Source organism: Pseudomonas sp. o96-267, assembly GCF_003935465.1.
Classification (GTDB): domain Bacteria; phylum Pseudomonadota; class Gammaproteobacteria; order Pseudomonadales; family Pseudomonadaceae; genus Aquipseudomonas; species Aquipseudomonas sediminis.
The window spans coordinates 1-21,445 of the sequence record NZ_RHQP01000005.1 but is presented as its reverse complement, the minus strand read 5'-3'; the positions used below and the strand labels follow the sequence as shown (position 1 = coordinate 21,445).

20 protein-coding genes and 2 tRNA genes are annotated in these 21,445 nt (G+C 61.2%); 9 read left to right on the top strand and 13 right to left on the bottom strand.

Going from position 1 to position 21,445, the window contains the following annotated elements; genetic code table 11:
* Positions 1-11 precede the first annotated feature (11 nt).
* The 8 genes from EGJ86_RS04515 to acnA all read right to left on the bottom strand — a co-directional run bounded on the left by EGJ86_RS04515 (position 12) and on the right by acnA (position 9,004).
* A complete protein-coding gene (locus EGJ86_RS04515) occupies positions 12-575 on the bottom strand; it encodes a GNAT family N-acetyltransferase (RefSeq protein ID WP_125834213.1) in 564 nt (187 codons plus the stop codon).
* Between the two features lie 48 nt (positions 576-623).
* Complete coding sequence (locus EGJ86_RS04510; protein WP_125834212.1) at positions 624-1,325, bottom strand: SDR family oxidoreductase; 702 nt, start codon at positions 1,323-1,325, stop codon at positions 624-626.
* Positions 1,326-1,576: 251 nt separating this feature from the next.
* Entirely contained in the window at positions 1,577-1,939 is a 363-nt protein-coding gene (locus EGJ86_RS04505; protein ID WP_125834211.1) for a VOC family protein, read from the bottom strand.
* A gap of 31 nt (positions 1,940-1,970) precedes the next feature.
* Positions 1,971-2,207 carry a helix-hairpin-helix domain-containing protein gene (locus tag EGJ86_RS04500; RefSeq protein WP_177432770.1) on the bottom strand — a complete coding sequence of 79 codons (237 nt, stop codon included), beginning with the start codon at positions 2,205-2,207 and terminating at the stop codon, positions 1,971-1,973.
* A 593-nt stretch (positions 2,208-2,800) separates the two neighbouring features.
* The gene (locus EGJ86_RS04495) at positions 2,801-3,424 is read right to left on the bottom strand and encodes a HEPN domain-containing protein (RefSeq protein WP_256672151.1); all 624 of its coding nucleotides are present in this window, start codon (positions 3,422-3,424) and stop codon (positions 2,801-2,803) included.
* 85 nt (positions 3,425-3,509) lie between these two features.
* Positions 3,510-4,232, bottom strand: coding sequence for a hypothetical protein (locus tag EGJ86_RS04490; RefSeq protein WP_125834208.1), 723 nt, complete (start codon positions 4,230-4,232; stop codon positions 3,510-3,512).
* Positions 4,233-4,519: 287 nt separating this feature from the next.
* A complete protein-coding gene (locus EGJ86_RS04485) occupies positions 4,520-6,085 on the bottom strand; it encodes a PAS domain-containing methyl-accepting chemotaxis protein (RefSeq protein WP_125834207.1) in 1,566 nt (521 codons plus the stop codon).
* Between the two features lie 177 nt (positions 6,086-6,262).
* The gene (gene acnA, locus EGJ86_RS04480) at positions 6,263-9,004 is read right to left on the bottom strand and encodes an aconitate hydratase AcnA (RefSeq protein ID WP_125834206.1); all 2,742 of its coding nucleotides are present in this window, start codon (positions 9,002-9,004) and stop codon (positions 6,263-6,265) included.
* A gap of 256 nt (positions 9,005-9,260) precedes the next feature.
* Here acnA and rlmM point away from each other — a divergent pair, with 256 nt between their 5' ends.
* Together rlmM and tusA are read left to right on the top strand one after the other, a co-directional pair.
* Positions 9,261-10,316, top strand: coding sequence for a 23S rRNA (cytidine(2498)-2'-O)-methyltransferase RlmM (gene rlmM, locus EGJ86_RS04475; RefSeq protein WP_125834205.1), 1,056 nt, complete (start codon positions 9,261-9,263; stop codon positions 10,314-10,316).
* Positions 10,317-10,405: 89 nt separating this feature from the next.
* Positions 10,406-10,657 (top strand): sulfurtransferase TusA, encoded by a 252-nt coding sequence (gene tusA, locus EGJ86_RS04470; RefSeq protein WP_003460892.1) that lies wholly within the window; start codon positions 10,406-10,408, stop codon positions 10,655-10,657.
* A 90-nt stretch (positions 10,658-10,747) separates the two neighbouring features.
* Here the strand turns inward: tusA and EGJ86_RS04465 are convergent, their stop codons facing one another.
* On the bottom strand, positions 10,748-11,821 hold the full coding sequence (locus EGJ86_RS04465) for a DUF3080 domain-containing protein (RefSeq protein WP_125834204.1): 1,074 nt from the start codon (positions 11,819-11,821) through the stop codon (positions 10,748-10,750).
* Between the two features lie 39 nt (positions 11,822-11,860).
* Entirely contained in the window at positions 11,861-13,234 is a 1,374-nt protein-coding gene (locus EGJ86_RS04460) for an MATE family efflux transporter (protein WP_125834203.1), read from the bottom strand.
* 150 nt (positions 13,235-13,384) lie between these two features.
* Between EGJ86_RS04460 and pdxB the strand changes: the two genes are divergently transcribed.
* From pdxB to EGJ86_RS04445, 3 genes are all read left to right on the top strand, one after another.
* Positions 13,385-14,515, top strand: coding sequence for a 4-phosphoerythronate dehydrogenase PdxB (gene pdxB / locus EGJ86_RS04455; protein ID WP_125834202.1), 1,131 nt, complete (start codon positions 13,385-13,387; stop codon positions 14,513-14,515).
* A 180-nt stretch (positions 14,516-14,695) separates the two neighbouring features.
* Positions 14,696-15,181, top strand: coding sequence for a glutathione peroxidase (locus EGJ86_RS04450; RefSeq protein ID WP_037002727.1), 486 nt, complete (start codon positions 14,696-14,698; stop codon positions 15,179-15,181).
* On the top strand, positions 15,178-15,636 hold the full coding sequence (locus EGJ86_RS04445) for a MarR family winged helix-turn-helix transcriptional regulator (RefSeq protein WP_125834201.1): 459 nt from the start codon (positions 15,178-15,180) through the stop codon (positions 15,634-15,636). Before EGJ86_RS04450 ends, EGJ86_RS04445 begins: the two co-directional genes overlap by 4 nt.
* Here EGJ86_RS04445 and EGJ86_RS04440 read toward each other — a convergent pair.
* Positions 15,626-17,947, bottom strand: coding sequence for a response regulator (locus tag EGJ86_RS04440; protein WP_125834200.1), 2,322 nt, complete (start codon positions 17,945-17,947; stop codon positions 15,626-15,628). The two genes, EGJ86_RS04445 and EGJ86_RS04440, sit on opposite strands and share 11 nt — an antisense overlap.
* Before the next feature lie 110 nt (positions 17,948-18,057).
* Here EGJ86_RS04440 and EGJ86_RS04435 point away from each other — a divergent pair, with 110 nt between their 5' ends.
* Positions 18,058-18,948, top strand: coding sequence for an ATP-binding protein (locus EGJ86_RS04435; RefSeq protein WP_125834199.1), 891 nt, complete (start codon positions 18,058-18,060; stop codon positions 18,946-18,948).
* Positions 18,945-19,427, top strand: coding sequence for a GAF domain-containing protein (locus EGJ86_RS04430; protein ID WP_125834198.1), 483 nt, complete (start codon positions 18,945-18,947; stop codon positions 19,425-19,427). Before EGJ86_RS04435 ends, EGJ86_RS04430 begins: the two co-directional genes overlap by 4 nt.
* A 143-nt stretch (positions 19,428-19,570) precedes the next feature.
* On the opposite strand, the gene EGJ86_RS04425 is transcribed toward EGJ86_RS04430, so the two are convergent.
* Positions 19,571-20,233, bottom strand: coding sequence for a glutathione S-transferase family protein (locus EGJ86_RS04425; RefSeq protein ID WP_125834197.1), 663 nt, complete (start codon positions 20,231-20,233; stop codon positions 19,571-19,573).
* 58 nt (positions 20,234-20,291) lie between these two features.
* On the bottom strand, positions 20,292-21,035 hold the full coding sequence (locus EGJ86_RS04420; RefSeq protein WP_125834301.1) for a hypothetical protein: 744 nt from the start codon (positions 21,033-21,035) through the stop codon (positions 20,292-20,294).
* 243 nt (positions 21,036-21,278) lie between these two features.
* Between EGJ86_RS04420 and EGJ86_RS04415 the strand changes: the two genes are divergently transcribed.
* Both EGJ86_RS04415 and EGJ86_RS04410 read left to right on the top strand, forming a co-directional pair.
* A tRNA-Glu gene (locus tag EGJ86_RS04415) sits at positions 21,279-21,354 on the top strand.
* A gap of 15 nt (positions 21,355-21,369) precedes the next feature.
* Positions 21,370-21,445: transfer RNA gene (locus tag EGJ86_RS04410), tRNA-Gly, on the top strand.

Sequence of the window (21,445 nt, the reverse complement as noted above, 5' to 3'; positions counted from 1 at the left end):
TTGCGTACGACTTACCGTTGACTGTGGCGGCTGCGCCAATCTTCGCTCAGGAGCCCGAAGAGTGCCGAGTCCGACACCTGTCCGTCGATGATCCAACGCTGACGTAGCAATCCTTCCTGGCTGAAGCCCAGGCGCTCCAGAGCACGACCGGAGGCGCTGTTGGTTGGGTCGATTTCAGCCTCGACACGATTCAGTTCCAGAGCTTCGAAACCATGGCGCAGTAGCTCGCCAGCCGCCTCCTGAACGTAACCCTTGCCCCAGGCAGACGATGCAATGCCAAAACCGATCTCTGCACGACGCGACACCGGCTCATAGTTGAACAGCAGGCATTTGCCGATCAGCTCTGCGCTTTCCCTGTCGACAATAGCCAGGGTCAGGCGTTGGCCATCGTGCATGGCCTGTTGCTCGGCGCGGATGAAATCCTGCGCCACGGCTTCGGAGTTCCAAGGTGGCGTGTTCCAGTACTGCATGACTTGCGGATCGGAAAAGATCGCGAACAACGCCGCAGCATCCGCTGCTTGCAGAGGGCGCAGGACAAGACGTGGCGTCGTCAGAGTGACGGAAAGATCGGGCATCGGATTTCCTCGAGGCTCAGGTGCTCAGGTGCTCAGGTGCTCAGGTGCTCAAAAGCGCTCGTCGGCGATGGCTGGCAGTACCAGCTCACGCACGTAACTGGCATCGGACAGACTCAGCAGGGTTTGCACCAGAGCGACGACATCGTGCAACGGAATCAGCTGACCTTCGCCATTTTGCGCCGCCTGTTCAACCGGTATTTGCAGGCCATCCTGGGTATTGAGGTAGCCCAGTTGCAGGCAGGTGACGGCCAGACGATGATCGCGAAAACCTTCGCGCAGGGTCTCGACAATGCCCTTGAGGGCGAACTTGCTGGCGCCAAAGGTGACTTCCGGGCGGCCACTCTGTGGCAGGGCCGAGGTGGAACCGGTGAGGATCAATTGCGGCTTGGCGCCGCCGAGCAGGCGCGGTAGCAGGCGTTTGAGCAGTAGCAAGGTCGCGCCGATATTGACGCTGACCATCTCGAGAATCTGCGCGTCGTCGTCCTGCAGAAAGCTGTAGTCATCCTCGAACGCGCGAGTTTCCCAGATCCCCAGGTTGTAGATGATCGCGTCCAGGCGCTGAGGCGACTGTGCTTCGATGGCGTCCACGGCCCGCAGTGGATCACTTATATCCGCCTCGATCCACTGGATGCCTGTAGGCAGATCGGCTGGGCGGTTACGGGAAATTCCGATCAACTCGTGGCCTTGCGCCAAGCCGTCTACCAGCGCACGGCCGAGACCTCGGCTGGCTCCGATCACCATGATGCGCATCCTGTGCCTCCTTGATTCATGCTGGGTTCTTCCATGGCTCCGGCGAGGGTAACGCTCGCCCGAGAGGAAGACTGGGACGTTAAGTGGGGAACTGGTGGTGGGTCAAACGGGATATGCCAGACAAGCACTTATCGTGTGGGGGATTGCTCTCACCGTCGTTCCCGCGAAGGCGGGAGCCCAGAGAGTTGTTCTGGGTAACCGCTTGGGCGGGAACGACGGTTGCAGCAGGGGGCTACGGATTCGAGGGCCGACTACTGGCCGTCCGGCTCCGACCATACGGCAAATTCATTGCCGCCCGGCTCGACGAAGTGAAAGCGTCTGCCTCCGGGGAAGGCAAAGATCGGTTTGACGATTTCCCCACCGGCGGCCTCGACCTTGGCCAGGGTGTCTTCCAGCTGTGCGCTATAGAACACGATCAGCGCGCTGCCGTTGTCGCTGCGCGCGGACATCTCGGCGCTGAAGAAACCGCCATCCAGGCCTTCATCAGCGAAAGCTGCGTAATTGGGGCCGTAGTCCGTGAATCGCCAGCCGAAAGCGGCCTGGAAGAAGGCCTGGGTTGCCGGCAGGTCGCGGGTGGGGTATTCGACGTAGTTGATCTTCTCGTGGGCAGGCATGCCGGATTCCTTGGCGGTAAAAGAGAGGGAGTTACTGACGTGATTTGGCCAGGTCGATGGCGGCCTGGATAGCCGCACGTGCTTGTGGGCTGTTTTTCCAGCAGGTCGAGCCCAACTGACCGGCTACTGCGGTGACGATATCGCCGACACTGGCTTCGGCCAGTTCCGGCAAGGAGTTTATGCCGATCTGTTCGAGTCGTTGCACGACGGTAGGGCCTACGCCTTTAACGTCTAGAAGGGCTTGGTGTTCATCTGTTGGGAAGGGCATTGGGATTGTTACCGGGACATTGACTGACGGGGGGATTTAGTCCGTCTCTGTGAGCGAATCGATCAATTTTAATGCTGTTAGGAATTGCTCTAGAATTATGAGTTTACTGCTGTAAGCAATAATTAATTTCGGATATTTCACCACTCCACTTTCTTATTATTGCCTTTCTTTTTAGTGTGGCGCTGCTGATAATCCAGAGTTCAGCAATTTTATCGGTCTTTATTGAGATATTTAAACTTTGGGATACCAGCTTTCTGGCATAACTAATTTGATTCAATATTCCTTTGTATTCAGGAGTGCTCGAGGAGAGAGCGATAACCTCGTTTTAGAAAGCTGTCCTGCTTCCCATTTGCGTAGATCTTGAAGTATTCGACAAGCGCCAAAGAATTTACTTTCCTCTGAAAGATTCGCGCAGAGTAAAATTTCCCTTCGAACCTCTTTAGAGAGTTTATTTTCAGTCGTAGAGTAATCAGAGAAGAATTTACTTTTATCGTGCATGAATCTATCTCCCTTTAGGTGCGATTGAGTTGTAAACCATTGCATAACACCGCATTGCAGCGGCTTGTCCGCATGCAATGCATGGTTATAATTCGCTACACCCTGTTGCACAGTATTTCATCCATGCTCGTCACCAGCAATTCAAGGTGTTTGATTCGCTTTGCAATTTGCTCTTCATTGATGTCAATAATTCGGCCGTGCCTGTTGTAATCTCCTGCGTGAGCAATTTGATGCCTTCGCTCAACCAGCTTACCCACAGATGTCTTAATTGATGGCTTTCCACTTTTCCGTGCTGCGTTTTCCGTGACGTTCGCTAATCGATATGGTCTAAAGATCTGGTCAATCACATCAAATTTCTGAGTCGTATATGAGCCGTAGTAATTCTCGATGAGGGTTCTTATACGTCGGTATGGCCTTTCCATCCCTAGAAGAACCAGAGCCTCTTTGGTATCCAAGCCGGATTTGTAAAGAAGCTCAATCAGCTCATCGTCTGGTTTATATCTCTGAAGGTAAGGAACCAATTTTTCTGAGAACGCGTCGGTTACATACGTGTCCAGCGCAGCGACAGCCAGCACAACTGCACCTCTAACAATATCCTTTGGGGTGGGGACCGCAACACCATTCGCTTGGTCAATCGCCTGCAACTGCTTGTAGGAATCAACCAAGGACTCGCACCGCTTTATGGTTTTTAGAAACTTGCTATGTGCGTTCGATGGCACGATCTCTCCTTGGATTTATGACGTTTGGTTAAGGGGCGGGCTTTGGCCCGTCCCGAGTGAGCGAAGCGAGCGGCTTCAAAATTTGTTAGGTTTGCCCGCTGGTGACTAGCCTTAGTTGCTTTTCTAAAAACTCTAGATGAGCTAAGTCCTTAGCGTGATATTTGTTTATGCGTGCGTCAAGCCAGTTATGGAAATCACTTATCTTTTTACCATAATTCATCGCAATGTCGGATATTTTAATTTCGGCTGGCGCATTGCATAAATATTTTTTGCTGGGCGCGGTCCATTTTTCCCAATGAATTATTTTTTCTCTATTGATGTGTACAGATGTTTTGATGTTGTTGCTGTTGATCTTTCCTGTTTTTTTAATGTTTATGGAGATGCTGGAGTGTGGGAGGGCCTTGTGGAGCATGTAATTCCTAAGGTCCTGCACAAACCTTACTAGATCATCGTTAGCGATATCTGATGAAATTTTTTGATTATATGCTTGTTCAATTGGTGTGTTTTTGTAGTGGTCTGTTATAAAGCACCTAGTGTGATCTACAAGAGTTTTTGCTGCAGCTAAGAAATTATGGAAGTGACACATGACATCCATGTGGGCAGCCGTACCTTCTTTGTAGTTGTCGGGTGTCATGAGGCGTATAGCACTTTCTGGAGAGTCAAGCTTTGCGCATGCCGAAAGCAATAGATCTCTGTTGGTAGAAAAAATATTGTAAGTAAATTCACGAACCTTTCTGCGTGACAAATATTTTATGCCCGGCGACGAATTTATTTCATTATTTAGTGCGAGATATCTCAATCGATCCATTGTGATACCTAACTATAAATAGACACCAAATGGTGCATAACCTGCTGGTGGCTTTGGTGAATAACCTTCCTGGCCATTTTCAAGATCCTTCTCTAGGTTGCGGGAGGTAGCGAGGCGATGGGGTGTTTGGGAGGTTATACACCATGTCAGATAACTGCTGGCAAGTGGCAATTACGCGAAAGCGGGGACGGTTGGGAAGGGCGTAGGGAGATCGCGAGCAAGCTCGCTCCTACAAACGCCGGGCGGGGAGGAGGGAGGCGCAGCGGTGAGCCGCGGCGCCTTTTGTTTCAGCGGTTGAAGCGCTCGACCAGGGCGTATTGGCCCTGTGCGGTGTTGGTCAGGGCCTCGCTGAGTTTGGCAGTGTCGTTGGCTTCGCCGGCGGTCTGGTCGGCCAGTTGGGCGATGGTGGTGATGTTCTGGTTGATCTCGTCGGCGACGGCGCTTTGCTCCTCCGCCGCTGCGGCGATCTGGTTGGCCATATCGGCGATATTGGCCACCGAGTCGCTGATGCCGGACAGCGCCTGATCGGCCTGCAGCACGCGTTCGACGCCTTCGTCGGCCTGCTTGCGGCCGATTTCCATGGTCAGCACGGCCTCTTCGGCAGTGCGCTGCAGTTTGGCGATCAGCGCGTGGATCTGTTCGGTGGACTCGGCGGTGCGTTGCGCCAGCGAGCGCACCTCATCAGCCACTACAGCGAAGCCGCGGCCCATCTCGCCAGCGCGAGCAGCTTCGATGGCGGCATTGAGGGCGAGCAGGTTGGTCTGGTCGGCGATGCCTTTGATCACGTCGACCACGCCACCAATTTCGCTGCTGTCCTGGGCCAGTCGGGTCACGGTCTCGCCGGTATCGCCGACCGATTGCGACAGGCGCTGGATGGCTTCGCGGGTTTCTGCGGCGATGGTGCGGCCTTCGCTGGTCAGGCGGTTGGCTTCCTGGGTGGCGATGGCGGTGCGGGCGACGTTGCTCGCTACTTCCAGGGTGGGGGCGGCCATTTCGTTGACGGCGGTAGCGACCTGCTCGGTCTCGCTGCGCTGGCGCTCGAGGCCAGCCGAGCTGTTGTGCGCTAGCTTGTCGGCTTCACGCGCTTGCAGGGTGAGTTGCTCGGCGGTGTCCTGCAGGCGGGTGAGGCAGGTTTTCAGGCGTGCTTCCTGGCTGAGCATGGCCATTTCCAGGCGTGCTTCGGCGCCACGGCTGTCGGTGTACATCTGCGCGATCAGCGGGTCGGATGTGGTTTGCTCGGCAATGCGCAGCAGGCGTTTGACGCCGCGCGTCTGCCAGGCGATGCCGGCCAGGCCCAGCGGCACGGAGAGTACAGCGGCGAGGATGAAGCCCCAGTTGCTGCCCATCCAGTGGCCGATCATGAAGCCGATCTGGCTGACCAGGATGAAGGGCATCCACGCCTGGACGATGGGTAGCCAATGGTTGCTGGCTGGAACGGCCGACTTGCCGGCGTTGATTCGGGCGTAGAGCGTTTCGGCGCGGCGGACTTGCTCGGCGGTCGGTTTGACACGGACGGATTCGTAGCCGATGACCTGGTTGTTTTCGGTCACGGGCGTGACGTAGGCGTTGACCCAGTAGTGGTCACCGTTCTTGCAGCGGTTCTTGACGATGCCCATCCACGGGCGGCCCTTTTTCAGGGTCGTCCACATGTGCTCGAACACGGCGGACGGTACATCCGGGTGGCGCACGATGTTGTGTGGCGCGCGCAGCAGTTCTTCACGACTGAAGCCGCTGATGTCGACGAAGGCGTCGTTGCAGTAGGTGATTTGCCCTTTGAGATCGGTGGTGGATATCAGGCGTTGTTGCGCAGGAAAAGTGCGCTCACGCTGAGTGACCGGCTGGTTGTTACGCATGGCAGGTATCCGTCGTTGTAATGCCCTGTCATCGGCCGACGGACGGCAAAGTTGAGGGCTGAATCCATTTTTGGCGAGTGTAAACGCTTTTTGAATGACGTCACATTTTTGTCACGGCATGAGCCGTCCTTGGCCCGACGGTGAGGCCCTGCCGCGTGGCGCGGCAGGGCAGGTGCATCAGTTGGCGATCATCTGGCGCAGCACGTAGTGCAGGATGCCGCCGACCTTGAAGTACTCGACCTCGTTGAGGGTGTCGATGCGGCACAGCACTTCGACTTCCTCATGCGTGCCGTCTTCACGGGTGATGATCAGCGTCAGTGGCATCTGCGGCCGCAGTTCCACGCCTTCCAGACCTTCGATGGCCAGCACTTCCTTGCCAGTCAGTTTCAGGCTGGTGCGGTCGGTACCGGGTTTGAACTGCAGCGGCAGCACGCCCATGCCCACCAGGTTGGAGCGGTGGATGCGCTCGAAGCTCTCGGCGATCACCGCCTTGACCCCCAGCAGGTTGGTGCCCTTGGCCGCCCAGTCACGGCTGGAGCCGGTGCCGTATTCCTTGCCGGCGATGATCAGCAGCGGCGTGCCTTCGGCCTGATAGCGCATGGCGGCGTCGTAGATCGCCAGCTTCTCACCACTGGGCACGTGCAGGGTATTACCGCCTTCCTCGCCGCCGAGCATTTCGTTGCGGATGCGGATGTTGGCGAAGGTTCCGCGCATCATCACTTCATGGTTACCCCGACGCGAGCCGTAGGAGTTGAAGTCGGCCTTGTCCACACCGTGCTCGCTCAGGTAGCGCCCGGCCGGGCTGTCGGCCTTGATGTTGCCGGCCGGCGAGATGTGGTCAGTGGTCACCGAGTCGCCAAGCAGGGCGAGGATGCGCGCCTGGCGAACATCGGTAATACGTGGCGGGTCACCAGCGATGTTCTCGAAGAATGGCGGGTGCTGGATATAGGTGGAGTCGCCTTGCCAGGCGTAGGTGTCGGCCTTGGGCACGGCGATGGCCTGCCATTTCTCGTCGCCGGCGAAGACTTCGGCGTATTCCTTGCGGAACATCGCGGTGTCGACCTGGGCGATGGCCTGGGTGATCTCGGCCTGGGTCGGCCAGATGTCCTTCAGATATACCGGTTGACCGTCCTTGCCGGTGCCGAGGGCGTCACGCGTCAGGTCGAGGCGCACGCTGCCGGCCAGGGCGTAGGCTACGACCAGGGGCGGCGAGGCCAGCCAGTTGGTTTTCACCAGCGGGTGCACGCGGCCCTCGAAGTTGCGGTTGCCGGAGAGCACCGAGGCGACGGTCAGGTCGGCCTGGGTGATGGCTTTCTCGATGGGCTCGCGCAGCGGGCCGGAGTTGCCGATGCAGGTGGTGCAGCCGTAGCCCACCAGGTCGAAACCGAGCTTCTCCAGATAGGGCGTCAGACCGGCAGCGTCGAAGTATTCGGTGACCACCTTGGAGCCGGGGGCCAGCGAACTCTTGACCCAGGGCTGGCGCTGCAGGCCTTTTTCCACGGCCTTCTTGGCCAGCAGGCCGGCGGCCATCATCACGCTGGGGTTGGAGGTGTTGGTGCAGGAGGTGATGGCAGCGATCACCACGGCGCCGTCTTTCAGGCGATGGGTATGGCCGTCGTCTTCATAGTCGACTTCGCCGCTCTGCTTGTCGCCGCCCACGGCGGTACCGCCGCCGCCGTCGCTGAGCCTGCGGCCTTCGTCTTTGGCCGCCGGTTTGAGCTGCAGGCCGACGAAATCGTCGAAGGCCTGGCTGACCTGGCCCAGCGAGACGCGATCCTGCGGGCGTTTCGGCCCGGCCAGGCTGGCTTCTACGCTGCCCATGTCCAGGCTCAGGCTGTCGGTGAACAGCGGCTCGGCGCCTGGCTCGCGCCACAGGCCCTGGGCCTTGCTGTAGGCCTCGACCAGTTGCACGGTGGCGTCTGGTCGGCCGGACAGACGCAGGTAGCCGAGGGTGATCTCGTCCACCGGGAAGAAGCCGCAGGTGGCGCCGTATTCCGGGGCCATGTTGGCGATGGTGGCGCGGTCGGCCAACGGCAGGTCAGCCAGGCCGTCACCGTAGAACTCGACGAATTTGCCCACCACGCCTTTCTTGCGCAGCATCTGGGTGACGGTGAGCACCAGGTCGGTGGCGGTTATGCCTTCTTTCAGCTTGCCGCTGAGCTTGAAGCCGATCACTTCGGGAATCAGCATCGACACCGGCTGGCCGAGCATGGCCGCTTCCGCCTCGATGCCGCCGACGCCCCAGCCGAGTACGCCGAGGCCGTTGATCATGGTGGTGTGCGAGTCGGTGCCGACCAGGGTGTCGGGGTAGGCGAGGGTGGCGCCGTCTTCTTCTTTGGTCCACACGGTGCGCGCCAGGTATTCGAGGTTGACCTGGTGGCAGATGCCGGTGCCCGGCGGCACCACGCTGAAGTTGTCAAAGGCGTGCTGGCCCCAGCGCAGGAAGGCGTAGCGCTCGCCGTTGCGCTGCATTTCCAGTTCGACGTTGTCGTGGAAGGCGCTGGAGGAGGCATAGCGGTCGACCATCACCGAGTGGTCGATGACCAGGTCCACCGGCGACAGTGGGTTGATCCGCTGCGGATCGCCGCCGGCCTTGGCCATGGCGTCGCGCATGGCGGCCAGGTCGACCACCGCCGGCACGCCGGTGAAGTCCTGCATCAATACGCGCGCCGGGCGGTACTGGATCTCGCGGTCGGAGGCGCGCTGGTCAAGCCAGTCGACCATGGCTTGCAGATCCTGCGGCTGCACGGTCTGGCCGTCTTCGTTACGCAGCAGGTTCTCCAGCAGCACCTTGAGCGACTTGGGCAGGCGGTCGATGTTGCCGAGGCGTTGGGCAGCCTCGGGCAGGCTGTAGTAGTGGTAAGTGGCGTCGCCGATCTTCAGTTCGCGGCGGCAGTTCAGGCTATCGAGGGAGGGCATTGCACATCTCCTTGGGCCCGCACGGTTCGGGCTGTGTCTGATGGCGGCAGACCTTCAAGCTAGTTCGGCTTGAGCGGTCTGGCTAGCGCATATCCTTTATCGGTTGCTATGTGCTGCCCGGTCTGGATGGCCGGATTTCATCGAAACGCGATGACTGGCGGCTTCATGTCTGTAGGCAGCACATGTATAGCTGGACAGGTTTAGCGGCTCTGGGTTCCGGTCTCGGGTATCATGCGCGCCTCGAGGAGAGCCTTTGATGAATACCCTGTTTCTGCATTGCCGCCCCGGTTTCGAAGGGGAGGTGTGCGCCGAGATCACCGACCTCGCTGCACGCCTGGATGTACCAGGCTACTCCAAGACTAAGCCCGGCAGCGCGTGCGCCGAGTTCGTCTGCAGCGAGGCGGCCGATTGCGAAGGGCTGATGCGCAGCGTGCGTTTCAATCAGCTGATTTTCCCGCGGCAATGGGCGCGTGGGGCCTACGTCAGCCTACCGGAAAGCGACCGTATCAGCGTGTTGCTGGAGGCGCTTGCTGATTACCCGGTGTGCGGCAGCCTGTGGCTGGAAGTGGTGGATACCAACGACGGCAAGGAACTCTCGACCTTCTGCAAGAAGTTCGAGGCGCCGCTGCGCAAGGCGCTGCTCAAGGCCGGCAAGCTGGTGGACGACGCGAAGAAGCCGCGCCTGCTGCTGACCTTCAAGAGCGGCCGTGAGGTATTCGCCGGCATTGCCGAGGCGGACAACCAGGCGATGTGGCCGATGGGCATTCCGCGCCTGAAGTTTCCGCGCGAGGCCCCGAGCCGCTCAACGCTCAAGCTGGAGGAAGCCTGGCACCATTTCATCCCGCGCGAGCAGTGGGATCAGCGCCTGGCGCCCGGCATGACCGCAGTTGACCTGGGCGCTGCGCCCGGCGGCTGGACCTGGCAACTGGTCAATCGGGAAATCCGCGTCACCGCCGTGGACAACGGGCCGATGGCCGAAAGCCTGATGTACTCCGGTTTTGTAGTGCATCAGCGCGCTGATGGTTTCACCTTCCGACCACGGCATCCGGTGCACTGGATGGTCTGCGATATCGTCGAGAAACCGGCGCGCACGGCAGCGATGATCGAAACCTGGCTGGGCGAGGGGCTGTGCCGCGAGGCGGTGGTCAACCTCAAGCTGCCGATGAAGCAGCGCTACGCCGAGGTTCGGCGCCTGCTCGATCGCATCGAATCGGGGCTGGTCGAGCGCGGCCTGAAGGTCAGCATCGGCTGCAAGCAGCTGTATCACGACCGTGAAGAAGTGACCTGCCACCTGCGTCGGCATGGCAAGTGATTGTCTGCATGTAGGTCTCAGGATTGTGCGCGCAGGTGACCTGGAGGTCAGCTTTGCGCGACAATGCGTGCCTGTTTGTGGAGCCCCTTATGTCCGAAGCCCTGACCCTCAACCACGATGACCTGCTCGACGCCAGCGGCCTGAATTGCCCGGAACCGGTGATGATGCTGCACAACAAGGTGCGCGACCTGTCGCCGGGCGGCCTGCTCAAGGTGATCGCTACCGATCCGTCGACCCGCCGTGATATTCCCAAGTTTTGCGTGTTTCTCGGTCACGAGCTGCTCGGTCAGGCCGAGGAAGACGGCACCTACCTGTACTGGATTCGCAAGAAGGCCGACTAGGCGACGCATGTCGCATGTAGGGTGCGCCGTGCGCACCGGTGATGTGCCTTGATCCGGGTTATCTGTGGTTGTTGGTGCGCGCGGCGCACCCTACGGCTCTGCGTCTTTTTCAGCGTTGTTCCAGCCTGCTTGTCCCGGCGCCAGGCCGCAGCTGTTCAGTAGTGTCTGCCAGGCCTTGACGTGACGCGCCGTGGCGGCGCGGAAATCCTGCCATAACGAATCCTGCTCGCCGGCCAGCCGCTGCAGGTGCTCGCGGGTGGCTGGAGGAATGCCGTCGATGCGCTGCAATTGCAGCAGCGCCGCCTGCCACTGCTGGCCGCGCTGGTCGACCTTTGTCAGATAAGGCTGCAGGCCACCGGCATAGAACTTGACGAAGATGTTCTGCAGGATGCGCCCGCGCGGCGTCGCCTGGCCCAGTGGGCAAAGGGGGCGGTCCTGTTGGCGCTGCTCCAGCATCTCGCTGCCGACGTCGAGGGTGTGGCGCAGGCTGGCCAGGCTGGTGATCAACTGGCTGCCCTGTTCGCTGGCATAGAGGGCAAAGAACAGCGGCTCCAGCTCGTCAGTATTCGGTGGTAGTTGTGCAGGCAGGGCGGCTCCGATGCTGGCCAGTCGCTGCAATGCGCCCAGCGCGGCGCTGTCTTCCAGCGTGTCCACCGGCAAGGCCTGATCGGCGAAACGCAGATAGTTCTCGAACTCCGGGCTGCCGTTCAGCGCATTCCAGAATACTGCGGGCAGTTGCTGGCGCTTGTCGCTGGCCAGGTGTTGCAGCGTGGTCTTGAGGCTGGAGTCTTCCTGCAGATGGGGCAGGCAGTCATCGATGGCGCGCAGCAGATCACCTTCGTAGCCCAGGCGCTGGCTGGGCATCAGTTGCTTGCCCAGGCTGCTGTTACGCTGGCTGATCAGTTGCTGCAGATGCGGGCAGCGCCGTGCATCGATCACCAGATCGAGCAGGCCGATACGCAACTCGGGAATCTCGCTAAGCCGCTCACGCCGGGCCGGTAGGCGGTACTGGCTGACACTGCGATTGTCGAAGGCGTTGACGTCAGCAGCATCGAGCGAGCGTTGCAGGCGTTGCAGGTAATCGCTCTGCAGGGCCAGGCCGTCGTTGGCCGGGCCGCATGCAGCGAGCAGAAGTAGGCAGAGGAGCAGGGCTGGTCGAATCATGCGCTCAGTCTAGAGCTGATCTCCTGCCTATCCAATTACTCAGGCGGCCCGGCGAATGCGCTTGCGTGCGCTGCGCGCCAGGCGCACGGTGAGCATCGCCGCGGCGCAGGTCAGACCCACCACCAGGCCCTGCCACAAGCCGCTGGGCCCGCTGGGCTCGCCGAACAGGTCGGACAGCCCCAACGCATACCCCACCGGCAGGCCGATGCCCCAGTAGGCGAATAGGGTCAGCAGCATGGTGATGCGCGTGTCCTGGTAGCCACGCAGCGCGCCGGCCGCAGTCACCTGAATGGCATCGGAGAACTGGAACAGCGCCGCATAGACGATCAGTGTTGCCGCCACGGCGATCACCGTTTTGTCCGGCGTGTAGATCTGCGCGATCTGTTCGCGCAGCAGGAACATCAGGCTGGCCGATACGCAGGCGTAGCCCAGCGCCGCCGCCATGCTTACCCCGGCAGCGAAACGCGCCTCGCGCGGCTGACCACGGCCCAGCGCCTGACCGACGCGTACGGTGGCGGCCATGGCCAATGAGTAAGGGATCATGAACACCATGGAGCTGAAGTTGAGCGCGATCTGGTGCCCGGCCACCACGGTGGCGCCAAGCCCGCCGATCAGCAGAGCGATCACTGCGAAGATGCTCGACTCGGCGAACACCGCGATGCCGATCGGGACGCCAATGCTCAGCAGGCGCTTGATCACCGTCCACTGCGGCCATTCGAAGCGGGTGAACAACGCGCTATTGCGGTAGTAGGGCGCCCACTTCACCCAGAGCAGCATGCCGATCAGCATGAAGCCCATCACCAGCGCGGTCGCCCAGCCGCAGCCGACACCGCCCATGGCCGGCAGGCCGAACTTGCCGTAGATGAAGATGTAGTTGGCAGGAATGTTCAGCAGCAGGCCGATGATGCCCAGCACCATGGCCGGGCGGGTGTGGCCGAGGCCATCGCTGAAGCAGCGCAGCACGTGATACAGCGCCACCGCCGGGAAGCCGCAGGCCACGGCGCGCAGGTAGCCCATGGCCGGAGTGATCAGCGCCGGGTCGACGTTCATGGTGCGCAGGATGAACTCGGCGTTCCACAGCAGCGCCGCAGCACTACCGCCGACGGCCAGCGCCAGCCAGAGTGCCTGACGCACCAGCGGGCCGATATCGGCCTCTTCGCCAGCGCCGAAGCGCTGCGCCACCTTGGGCGTGGTGGCCAGCAGGATGCCGGTCATCAGCAGGAAAACCGGCACCCAGATCGAGTTGCCCAGCGCCACGGCTGCCAGGTCCTGCGGGCTGACGCGCCCGGCCATCAGCGTATCGACGAAGCCCATGGCGGTGTGCGCCAACTGGGCGATGATGATCGGCGTGGCCAGAATGAGCAGGCTGCGCAGTTCCGTGCGCACGCGGCCAAGGCGGGTGTCGGTGGACATTTCGACTCTTCGGGATAACAGGAAACCGCGTAGTCTACGCCTTGACTTAGCGGTCAGGAAAGAACGATCTGCCCCTCTGTCTGGCGGCCTGTGGGGCGACGCTGAGGTGTCGGCTGACTTAGAATGACGACCTGCCTGATGGAGCCTGCCATGCACATAGTCGCCGACGAAAACATTCCCCTGCTCGATGAGTTCTTCGCTGCGTTCGGCAGCATCCGTCGCCTGCCGGGGCGCAGCATCAGTGCGGCCGATGTGCGTGATGCTGACCTGCTGCTGGTGCGCTCGGTGACCCAGGTGAATCGCGCCTTGCTCGAAGGCAGCCGGGTGCGCTTCGTCGGCACTTGCACCATCGGCACCGACCATCTGGATCTCGATTACTTCGCCGAGGCCGGCATCGCCTGGAGCAGTGCGCCTGGCTGCAACGCCCGTGGCGTGGTGGATTATGTGCTGGGCAGCGTGCTGACTTTGGCCGAGCGCGAGGGCGTCGACCCGGCTGCGCGCGTTTATGGCGTGGTGGGCGCGGGACAGGTCGGTGGACGTCTGGTGACTCTTTTGCAGGGGTTGGGCTGGCAGGTGCGGGTGTGTGACCCTCCGCGCCAGGCTGCCGAGGGAGGCGACTTCGTCAGCCTGGGGCAGATCATCGACGAATGCGATGTGATCAGCCTGCACACGCCGCTGGATGCTTCGACGCGCCATCTGTTCAATGCGACGCGGATGGCAGCACTCAAACCCGGCACCTGGCTGATAAATGCCAGCCGTGGCGCCGTGGTGGACAACGCTGCGCTGCGCAGCCTGTTGCCGCAGCGACCTGACTTGAAGGCCGTGCTGGATGTTTGGGAAGGCGAGCCGCAGGCCGATGTCGAGCTGGCCGCCCTGTGCCAATTGGCGACGCCGCACGTTGCCGGCTACAGCCTGGACGGCAAGCTGCGTGGCACAGCGCAGATCTACCAGGCCTGCTGCCGAGCGTTGGGCGTGGCTGAGCAGGTGAGTCTGGCCGATCTGCTGCCGGCGCCCTGGTTGAGCGAGTTGAGTATCGATAGCAGCGCCGATCCGACATGGGCGCTGGCCAGTATTTGCCGCTCGGTGTACGACCCGCGGCGCGACGATGCGGATTTTCGCCGTAGCCTGGTCGGCGATGCCGATGCGCGTCGCGCCGGCTTCGACCGCCTGCGCAAGCATTACCCCATGCGCCGCGAAATCGATGGTCTGCATGTGCGCATCCAGGGTGACTCATTACCACTGGCTGCGCTGGTGCGAGCCTTGGGCGCGACCCTTGTGTAGGGTGCGCTGTGCGCACCGGCTGATATCGCAGAGCCCCGAGGTGCGCACAGCCTAGGTGGCCCCGCGACACCCTACGATAAGGCGCTATCCATGCGCCTTATTTTGCATTTATTAAATTGCATGCAATTTAATTGCTCGCTACCTTGTTCGTCACTTTCAGCCCATTCAGGACGATTCCCCATGAGCAACGCGCTTTTCGATATCCCGGTCACCACCATCAAGGGCGAGCAGAAGACCCTGGCTGACTTCGGCGGCAAGGCCGTGCTGGTGGTCAACACCGCCAGCAAGTGCGGCTTCACCCCGCAGTACAAGGGCCTGGAAAACGTCTGGCAGCAATACAAGGACAAGGGTCTGGTGGTGCTCGGTTTCCCCTGCAATCAGTTCGGCAAGCAGGAGCCGGGCGACGAGGGTGCCATCTCGGAATTCTGTGAGCTGAACTTCGGCGTCAGCTTCCCGCTGTTCAAGAAAGTCGACGTCAATGGCAGCGATGCTCACCCGTTGTTCGTGCAGCTGAAGAAGCGCGCACCGGGCCTGCTGGGCAGTCAGGGCATCAAGTGGAACTTCACCAAGTTCCTGATTGGCGAGGATGGCCAGGTGGTCAAGCGTTTCGCCCCGACCACCAAGCCCGAAGAGCTGAGCAGCGAGATCGAAGCCCTGCTGAAATGAGTGCTTTCGATACCGCTGGGCTGCAGTTGGACAACCAGCTGTGCTTCAAGCTCTACGCCGCTTCACGCTCGGTGATTCGCGCCTACAAACCGATGCTCGACGGCCTCGGCCTGACCTACCCGCAATATCTGGTGATGCTGGTGCTGTGGGAGTGGCAGGAGCGGGCGCCTGAGCAGCCGACGCTCAAGGCACTCGGGCAACGCCTGCAACTGGACTCCGGGACCCTGACGCCGCTGCTCAAGCGTCTGGAGCAGATGGGGCTGGTGCAGCGCCGTCGCGCGCAGGTGGACGAACGCGAGGTGCATCTGGCCTTGAGCGATGCTGGTAGGGCGCTCCAGGCGCAGGTCTTGCCGCTGAAGGCGCAGCTGCTCTGCCAGTTCGATGATCAGGACCTGCTGGAGATGGAAGGGCTGCGCCGCAGTCTGGATCGCCTGTTGGCCAGGCTCAGCGAGTGAGGTCGGCGGGCAGCCAGGTATCCAGAATGGCTGCCAGTTCCTCGCGGCGGAAGGGTTTGGCCAGGTAGTCGTTCATGCCGGCGGCGCGGCAGCGTTCGCGTTCGTCGGACAGCGCATTGGCGGTCAGGGCGACAATGGGCAACTGCGGCCAGCGCCCGTTGCTGCGAATGCGCCGGCTGGCCTCGTAGCCATCCATCACCGGCATATTGCAGTCCATCAGGATCAGGTCGACAGGTTCCTGCTCCAGAACCTCCAGCGCTTCACCACCATGGCCGGCTACCAGCACCTGATAGCCGAGCTTGCCCAGCATGCCCTTGGCGACCATCTGGTTGACCGGGTTGTCCTCGACCAGCAATACGCGTGCGCTGCTTTCTCGCACAGGCTGCGCTTGGGCACTACTGTGAACGTCGCCATCGTCGCTGTGCAGGACGTGCCGCAGCTCCTGTAGCAGCCCATTGCGCGACACTGGGCGGGCGATCTGCAGCAGCGGCATAAGGCGTTGTGCCTGCTCATGTGGCAGGAAGTTGCCGTAGGCGGTGACCAGCAACACCGGTGTGCTCATCGCCGGACGAATGCCGAACAGGCATTCCGGGCAATCGCTGATCAGCAGGTCGGCCTCCACGCCGTGCAGGTTGGCATCGGTATCCAGGCGCTGATAACTCAGGCCCCAAGCGGGCAGCCACTGGCTGAGCATCTGTTGCAGGCCGCTGCTGGCCGGGGTCAGCGCGACGATGCGGCCCTCAAGCGCCGGTTGTGAGCTGGCTTGTACATGGGCAGGCAGCGGTAGCTCGGCGCAGAACTCACTGCCGAAGCCTTCTTTCGATTGCAGGCTCAGCTTGCCGTGCATTGCCTCGCACAGGCGCCGCGTCAGTGCCAGGCCGAGCCCGGTGCCGCCGTACTCACGGGTGCTGCCCACTTCTGCCTGGGCGAAGGGCTGGAAGATACGCGCCTGGGCGTCTTCGGCGATGCCGATGCCGGTATCGCGCACGCGAATGCTGATGCCGTCCACAGCGCAGGCGACGATCAGGTCGACGCGACCGAAGCGGGTGAATTTGAGCGCGTTGGATAGCAGGTTGCTGACGATCTGGCGCACTCGCGTCGGGTCGCCCAGCACCTGCGCCGGCAGTGCCGGATCGATCAGGCAGGTCAGCTCCACGGCGTTGGCGGCGTTCTGCGACAGCAAGCTGGCGGTTTCTTCGGCCAGGGCGCCGAGGTCGAATGGGATTTCCTCCAGTTCGAGCTGACCAGCTTCGAATTTGGACAGGTCGAGAATGTCGTTGAGCAACTCCACCAACACCTTGCCGGAGTCGTGTGCGATACCCAGCTGTTGACGCTGCTCGGCGCTGAGCGGGCCGTCCAGGGCCAGTGCGAGCATGCCCAGCAGGCCGTTGAGCGGGGTGCGGATCTCATGGCTCATGTTGGCCAGGAAGGCCGAGCGCGCCTGCGCCATGTTCAGGGCGGTGGTGCGCGCCGTTTCCAGCTCGGCGTTGGACTGGCTGAGGCGCACGTTGGTCGCCTTGAGTTCGGCGGTACGGGCCGAGACGATGTTTTCCAATTCACTCAGATACTGGGTCAGGCGATCCTCGGCGTTGCGCCGTTGCTCGATCTCCAGCGCGATGTTCGACAACTGGCGGTTGGTGACCTCGACCAGGGTGCCGATCTCGTCGTGCTCATGGCCTTTGGGGCAGGGCACCGGGCGATGCTGCGGGTCCTGCGGGTTGCGTTCGCTGAGGGCGCGAATCACCCCGGTCAGGGGTTTGGTCAGCATGAAATAGAACAGCACCAGCAGGATCAGCGACAGCAGCAGGCTGCGCGCGAACCCGGTGAGCAAGGTCAGCATCGAGCGTTTCAGGAAGTGGCTGCCGAAGGCGTAGGTGTCGACCTCCAGGCGCAGAAAACCGAGGGCCTCGTCGGGGGCGTGGCTGACGTGGAGCGGGTCCTGGAACTGCCGTTGGGCGCCGAATAGGCTGTCGCTCAAGACCCGATAACGGCTTTCGCTGCGTGGACGGCTGACGCTGGCCAGAACCAGGCCGCTGTTGTCGATCAGTTCCGCGCGGGTCACCGCAGGGGAGCGCAGCAGGCCGAGGACCAGCTCCTGGGCCAGTTCGGCGTCGATGTTGTAGGCGATGCGGGCGGCGGGGTTGTGGCTGATTTCCAGCAGCGCGCGAATCTCGCGGTTGATGGAGGCCTCTTCGCTGGCATAATCGACCGCCACCTGGGTGACGCTGAGCAGCGTACCAAGGATAAACGCCACCAGGACGGTCAGACCGGCCTGTTTGAACGACAGACGATTGGTGAGCGATATATCCATGAATGCGTGCGTCGTCTCTGATCCTTGGGCGCTTGCCAAGCATAGCTGATAGCGACCCTGTACCGGCAGAGCCTGCAACGTGCGGTTCTGCGCAAAAGGAGTAGTAGATCGTGGATTCCCGATTGCTGGATTTTCTCGCCCGCGCCGAACAGGTGCTGGAGCGCATCGAGCCCCTGCTGCCTACACTGCGTCCGGAAGTGGACTGGAGCAAGTGCGTGGCGGCGCGTTGGGTGCGTGATGGGCGCAGCGGCTACCTGCTGCCGCTGGATGTCAGTCTCGATCTGTCGCTGAGCGACCTGCTGGGTGTGGATGCCCAGCGCGAGCAACTGGCGCGCAATACCCGCCAGTTCGTCAGCGGCATGCCGGCCAACCACGCCTTGCTCTGGGGCGCGCGCGGCACCGGTAAGTCGTCGCTGGTGCGTGCACTGCTCGCTGAGCACGCCAAGGCCGGCCTGCGCCTGATCGAGATCGAACGCGATCACCTGGCTGACCTGCCGCGCGTGGTCGAGTTGCTGGCCGGCCTGCCGCAGCGCTTCGTACTGTTCTGCGATGACCTGTCGTTCGAGGCGGGTGAGGGCGACTACCGTGTGCTCAAGAGCGTGCTCGACGGCTCGCTGGAACAGGCGCCGGACAACGTGCTGCTGTACGCCACGTCCAACCGTCGCCATCTGGTGCCCGAGCATCAGAGTGACAACGAGAACTGGAAGAGGGTCGACGGCGAGCTGCATCCCAACGAGGCGGTGGAGGACAAGATCGCGCTATCCGACCGTTTTGGCCTGTGGCTGTCGTTCTATCCCTTCACTCAGGATCACTTCCTGATCGTCGTGCGCCACTGGGTGGACGTGCAGGCGCGTCAGGTCGGGCTGAAATGGAGCTGGGACGAGGCGCTGGAAAAGGCCGCCATCCGCTGGGCGCTAGGTCGTGGTAACCGTAATGGCCGCTGCGCTTATCAATTCGCCCGCCACTGGGTCGGGCTGCAACTGCTGGAGCAACAGGCATGATCGATCTTTCCCAGACGGGTGATGGCCTCAATGGCTATCCGCTGCTGACTGCACAGTTGCAGGCGCTGTTATCCGGCGAGCGTGATTTCATTGCCAATGCCGCGCAGTTTTCCGCCTTCCTGTTTCACGAGCTGGCCGACCTGAACTGGGCTGGCTTCTATCTGGTCAAGGATGGCGAACTAGTGCTTGGCCCGTTCCAGGGCAAGGTGGCCTGCGTGCGCATCGCCTTCGGTCGTGGTGTCTGCGGCGCAGCGGCGGCCAGCCTGCAAACCCAGCGAGTCGAGGATGTGCATGCTTTCCCAGGACACATTGCCTGTGACAGTGCGTCGAACAGCGAACTGGTGGTGCCCCTGGTCAAGGACGGCCGCCTGATTGGCGTGCTGGATCTGGACAGTCCGTCGGTAGGGCGTTTCACCGCAGTGGATCAGGCTGGCATCGAAGCGCTGACAGCGGTCTTCCTGGCTGCCAGCGACTGCTGAATACGCCCATGGTGCCGCTCTGTCGGAGGCGATACGGCGGTTTGAGCTCGGTCCGGTAGGGTGCGCCACGCGCACTGCCGGCTTGAGGCGTCGCCGAAGCTGGTTTCGCAATCGGTGCGCACGGCACACCCTACGAAGCAGGCTCAGCGCTTGGCGCCGATCTTCTCCAGCGTACGCAGTTCACGCGGCAGCAGTTGCTGCGTGGATGCGCGGTTCTTGATGCGCTCGTAGTGCGCCATCAGGTTCGGCCAGCGGCTGGCATCCAGGGTTTCCCCGCCATGCTCCATGTTGATCAGCTGGCTGGCCAGCGCCAGGTCGGCCATGGACAGCTGCTCACCGAGGAAATAGGGCGTATCACCCAGCGTGGTCTCGAAGTAGTCGAAGTGGTTGGGCAGTTTGTCTCTGAGCGTCTGCTGCACCTTTTCCTCGTCGCAGGGCTGACCCATGGTGGCTTTCAGCACGCGGTTGCGGAACACGGTGAAGGTGCACAGTGGCGCCAGCTCGTAGTCGGCGTATTTTTCCAGCCAGCGCACCTTGGCGCGTTGCTCTGCATCGGCGCCATACAGCGGTGTGTGCTCGGGGTAGCGTTCTTCCAGGTATTGGCAGATGACGCTGGAGTCAGCCAGCTTGAGGTCGCCGTCGCGAAAGGCGGGAATTCGGCCTAGCGGGTTGAGTTCGCGAAACCAATCAGGCTGGCCGAAGGGCATGACCACTTCGAGTTCGTAATCCAGGCCCTTTTCGATCAGGCACAGGCAGAGTTTGCGGACGAAGGGGGACAGCGGTGCCCCGTATACGGTCAGGCTCATTGCAACTCCTAGCGGCGGTCCGCGTGCTCGACTGAGCGAGGGCGCGCGAACGGCTTGCTCAGTCGTAGATGTTCTTCTTCTTCCAGTCGTCTTCCAGGTCCTTCAGACCTTCGGTCAACTGGCTAGCTTCGTCCTCTGCGGGTGCACTGCTGTTGAGCACCATGGCATTGGCGCGCGCCAATTGCTCTTCGAAACGCTTGAGCTGGGTCTGATAGGGCGTGGCGTCAGGCTGCTTGCGCAGGTACTGCACACCGCGCTCGAAGGCCAGGCGGGCCTGGCCGGGTTGTTTCTGCTGCATGGCCGCCTGGCCCAAGGTGCTGAAGAACTCGATATGCACCAGCACCAGCATCTGACGAATCTGCTTGAGCCAATGCTTGCCGTCACCCGCCGGTAGCAGGCCAGCCTGAACCGAACCGGTGATCAGGGCATGCAGGTTTTCCAGCAGGAAACGCACGTCCTTGGCTTTGGCTTCGTTGGCGATGGGTTGAGGCGGGTTCTTCACGGCAATGGATTCGCCCTGAGCGACCTGCGCCTTCAGCGTGTCGATATCGCCCCGAAGGGTGGCGTTCTGTTTCTCCAGTGGCAGTAAACGTTCGCTGGCCTGCAACTGTAACTGGCTCAGCAGTAGCTTCAGCTGCGGCGTCATCAATTGGCCAGGTATACGCTCGGAGATATCCTGGCAGCGACGGATACGGTCGAGCAGGTCGGCGCGCTGGCGCGCTTTCTCCAGCTTGCTGTTCTCGACGGCGTGGTTGATGTAAGCGATCACCATCAGCAGGGCGATGCCGCCGACGATCAGCATGGTTATCACGAGTGCGGACACTGCTTGGGACCTCTCGAGAATCGACTTTTCGACCGAGTGTAGTGGCTTGGTCGCATGGCTCCTAGTGGCATATCGATTTCTGGGCTGAAGTCTTTGATTTTAAAAATTTTTTAGAGAGAGGTTGACGACCCTCGAAAGGCTCCATAGAATGCGCGCCACTTCCAGCGCAATGCTAGAAACAGAGCGAAGGAAGCCGGAAAGTTGCTTGATGTTCCGGGGTGTGTCCCCTTCGTCTAGTGGCCTAGGACACCGCCCTTTCACGGCGGTAACAGGGGTTCGAGTCCCCTAGGGGACGCCACTTTCAAGCTGTAATGCGGGAATAGCTCAGTTGGTAGAGCACGACCTTGCCAAGGTCGGGGTCGCGAGTTCGAGTCTCGTTTCCCGCTCCA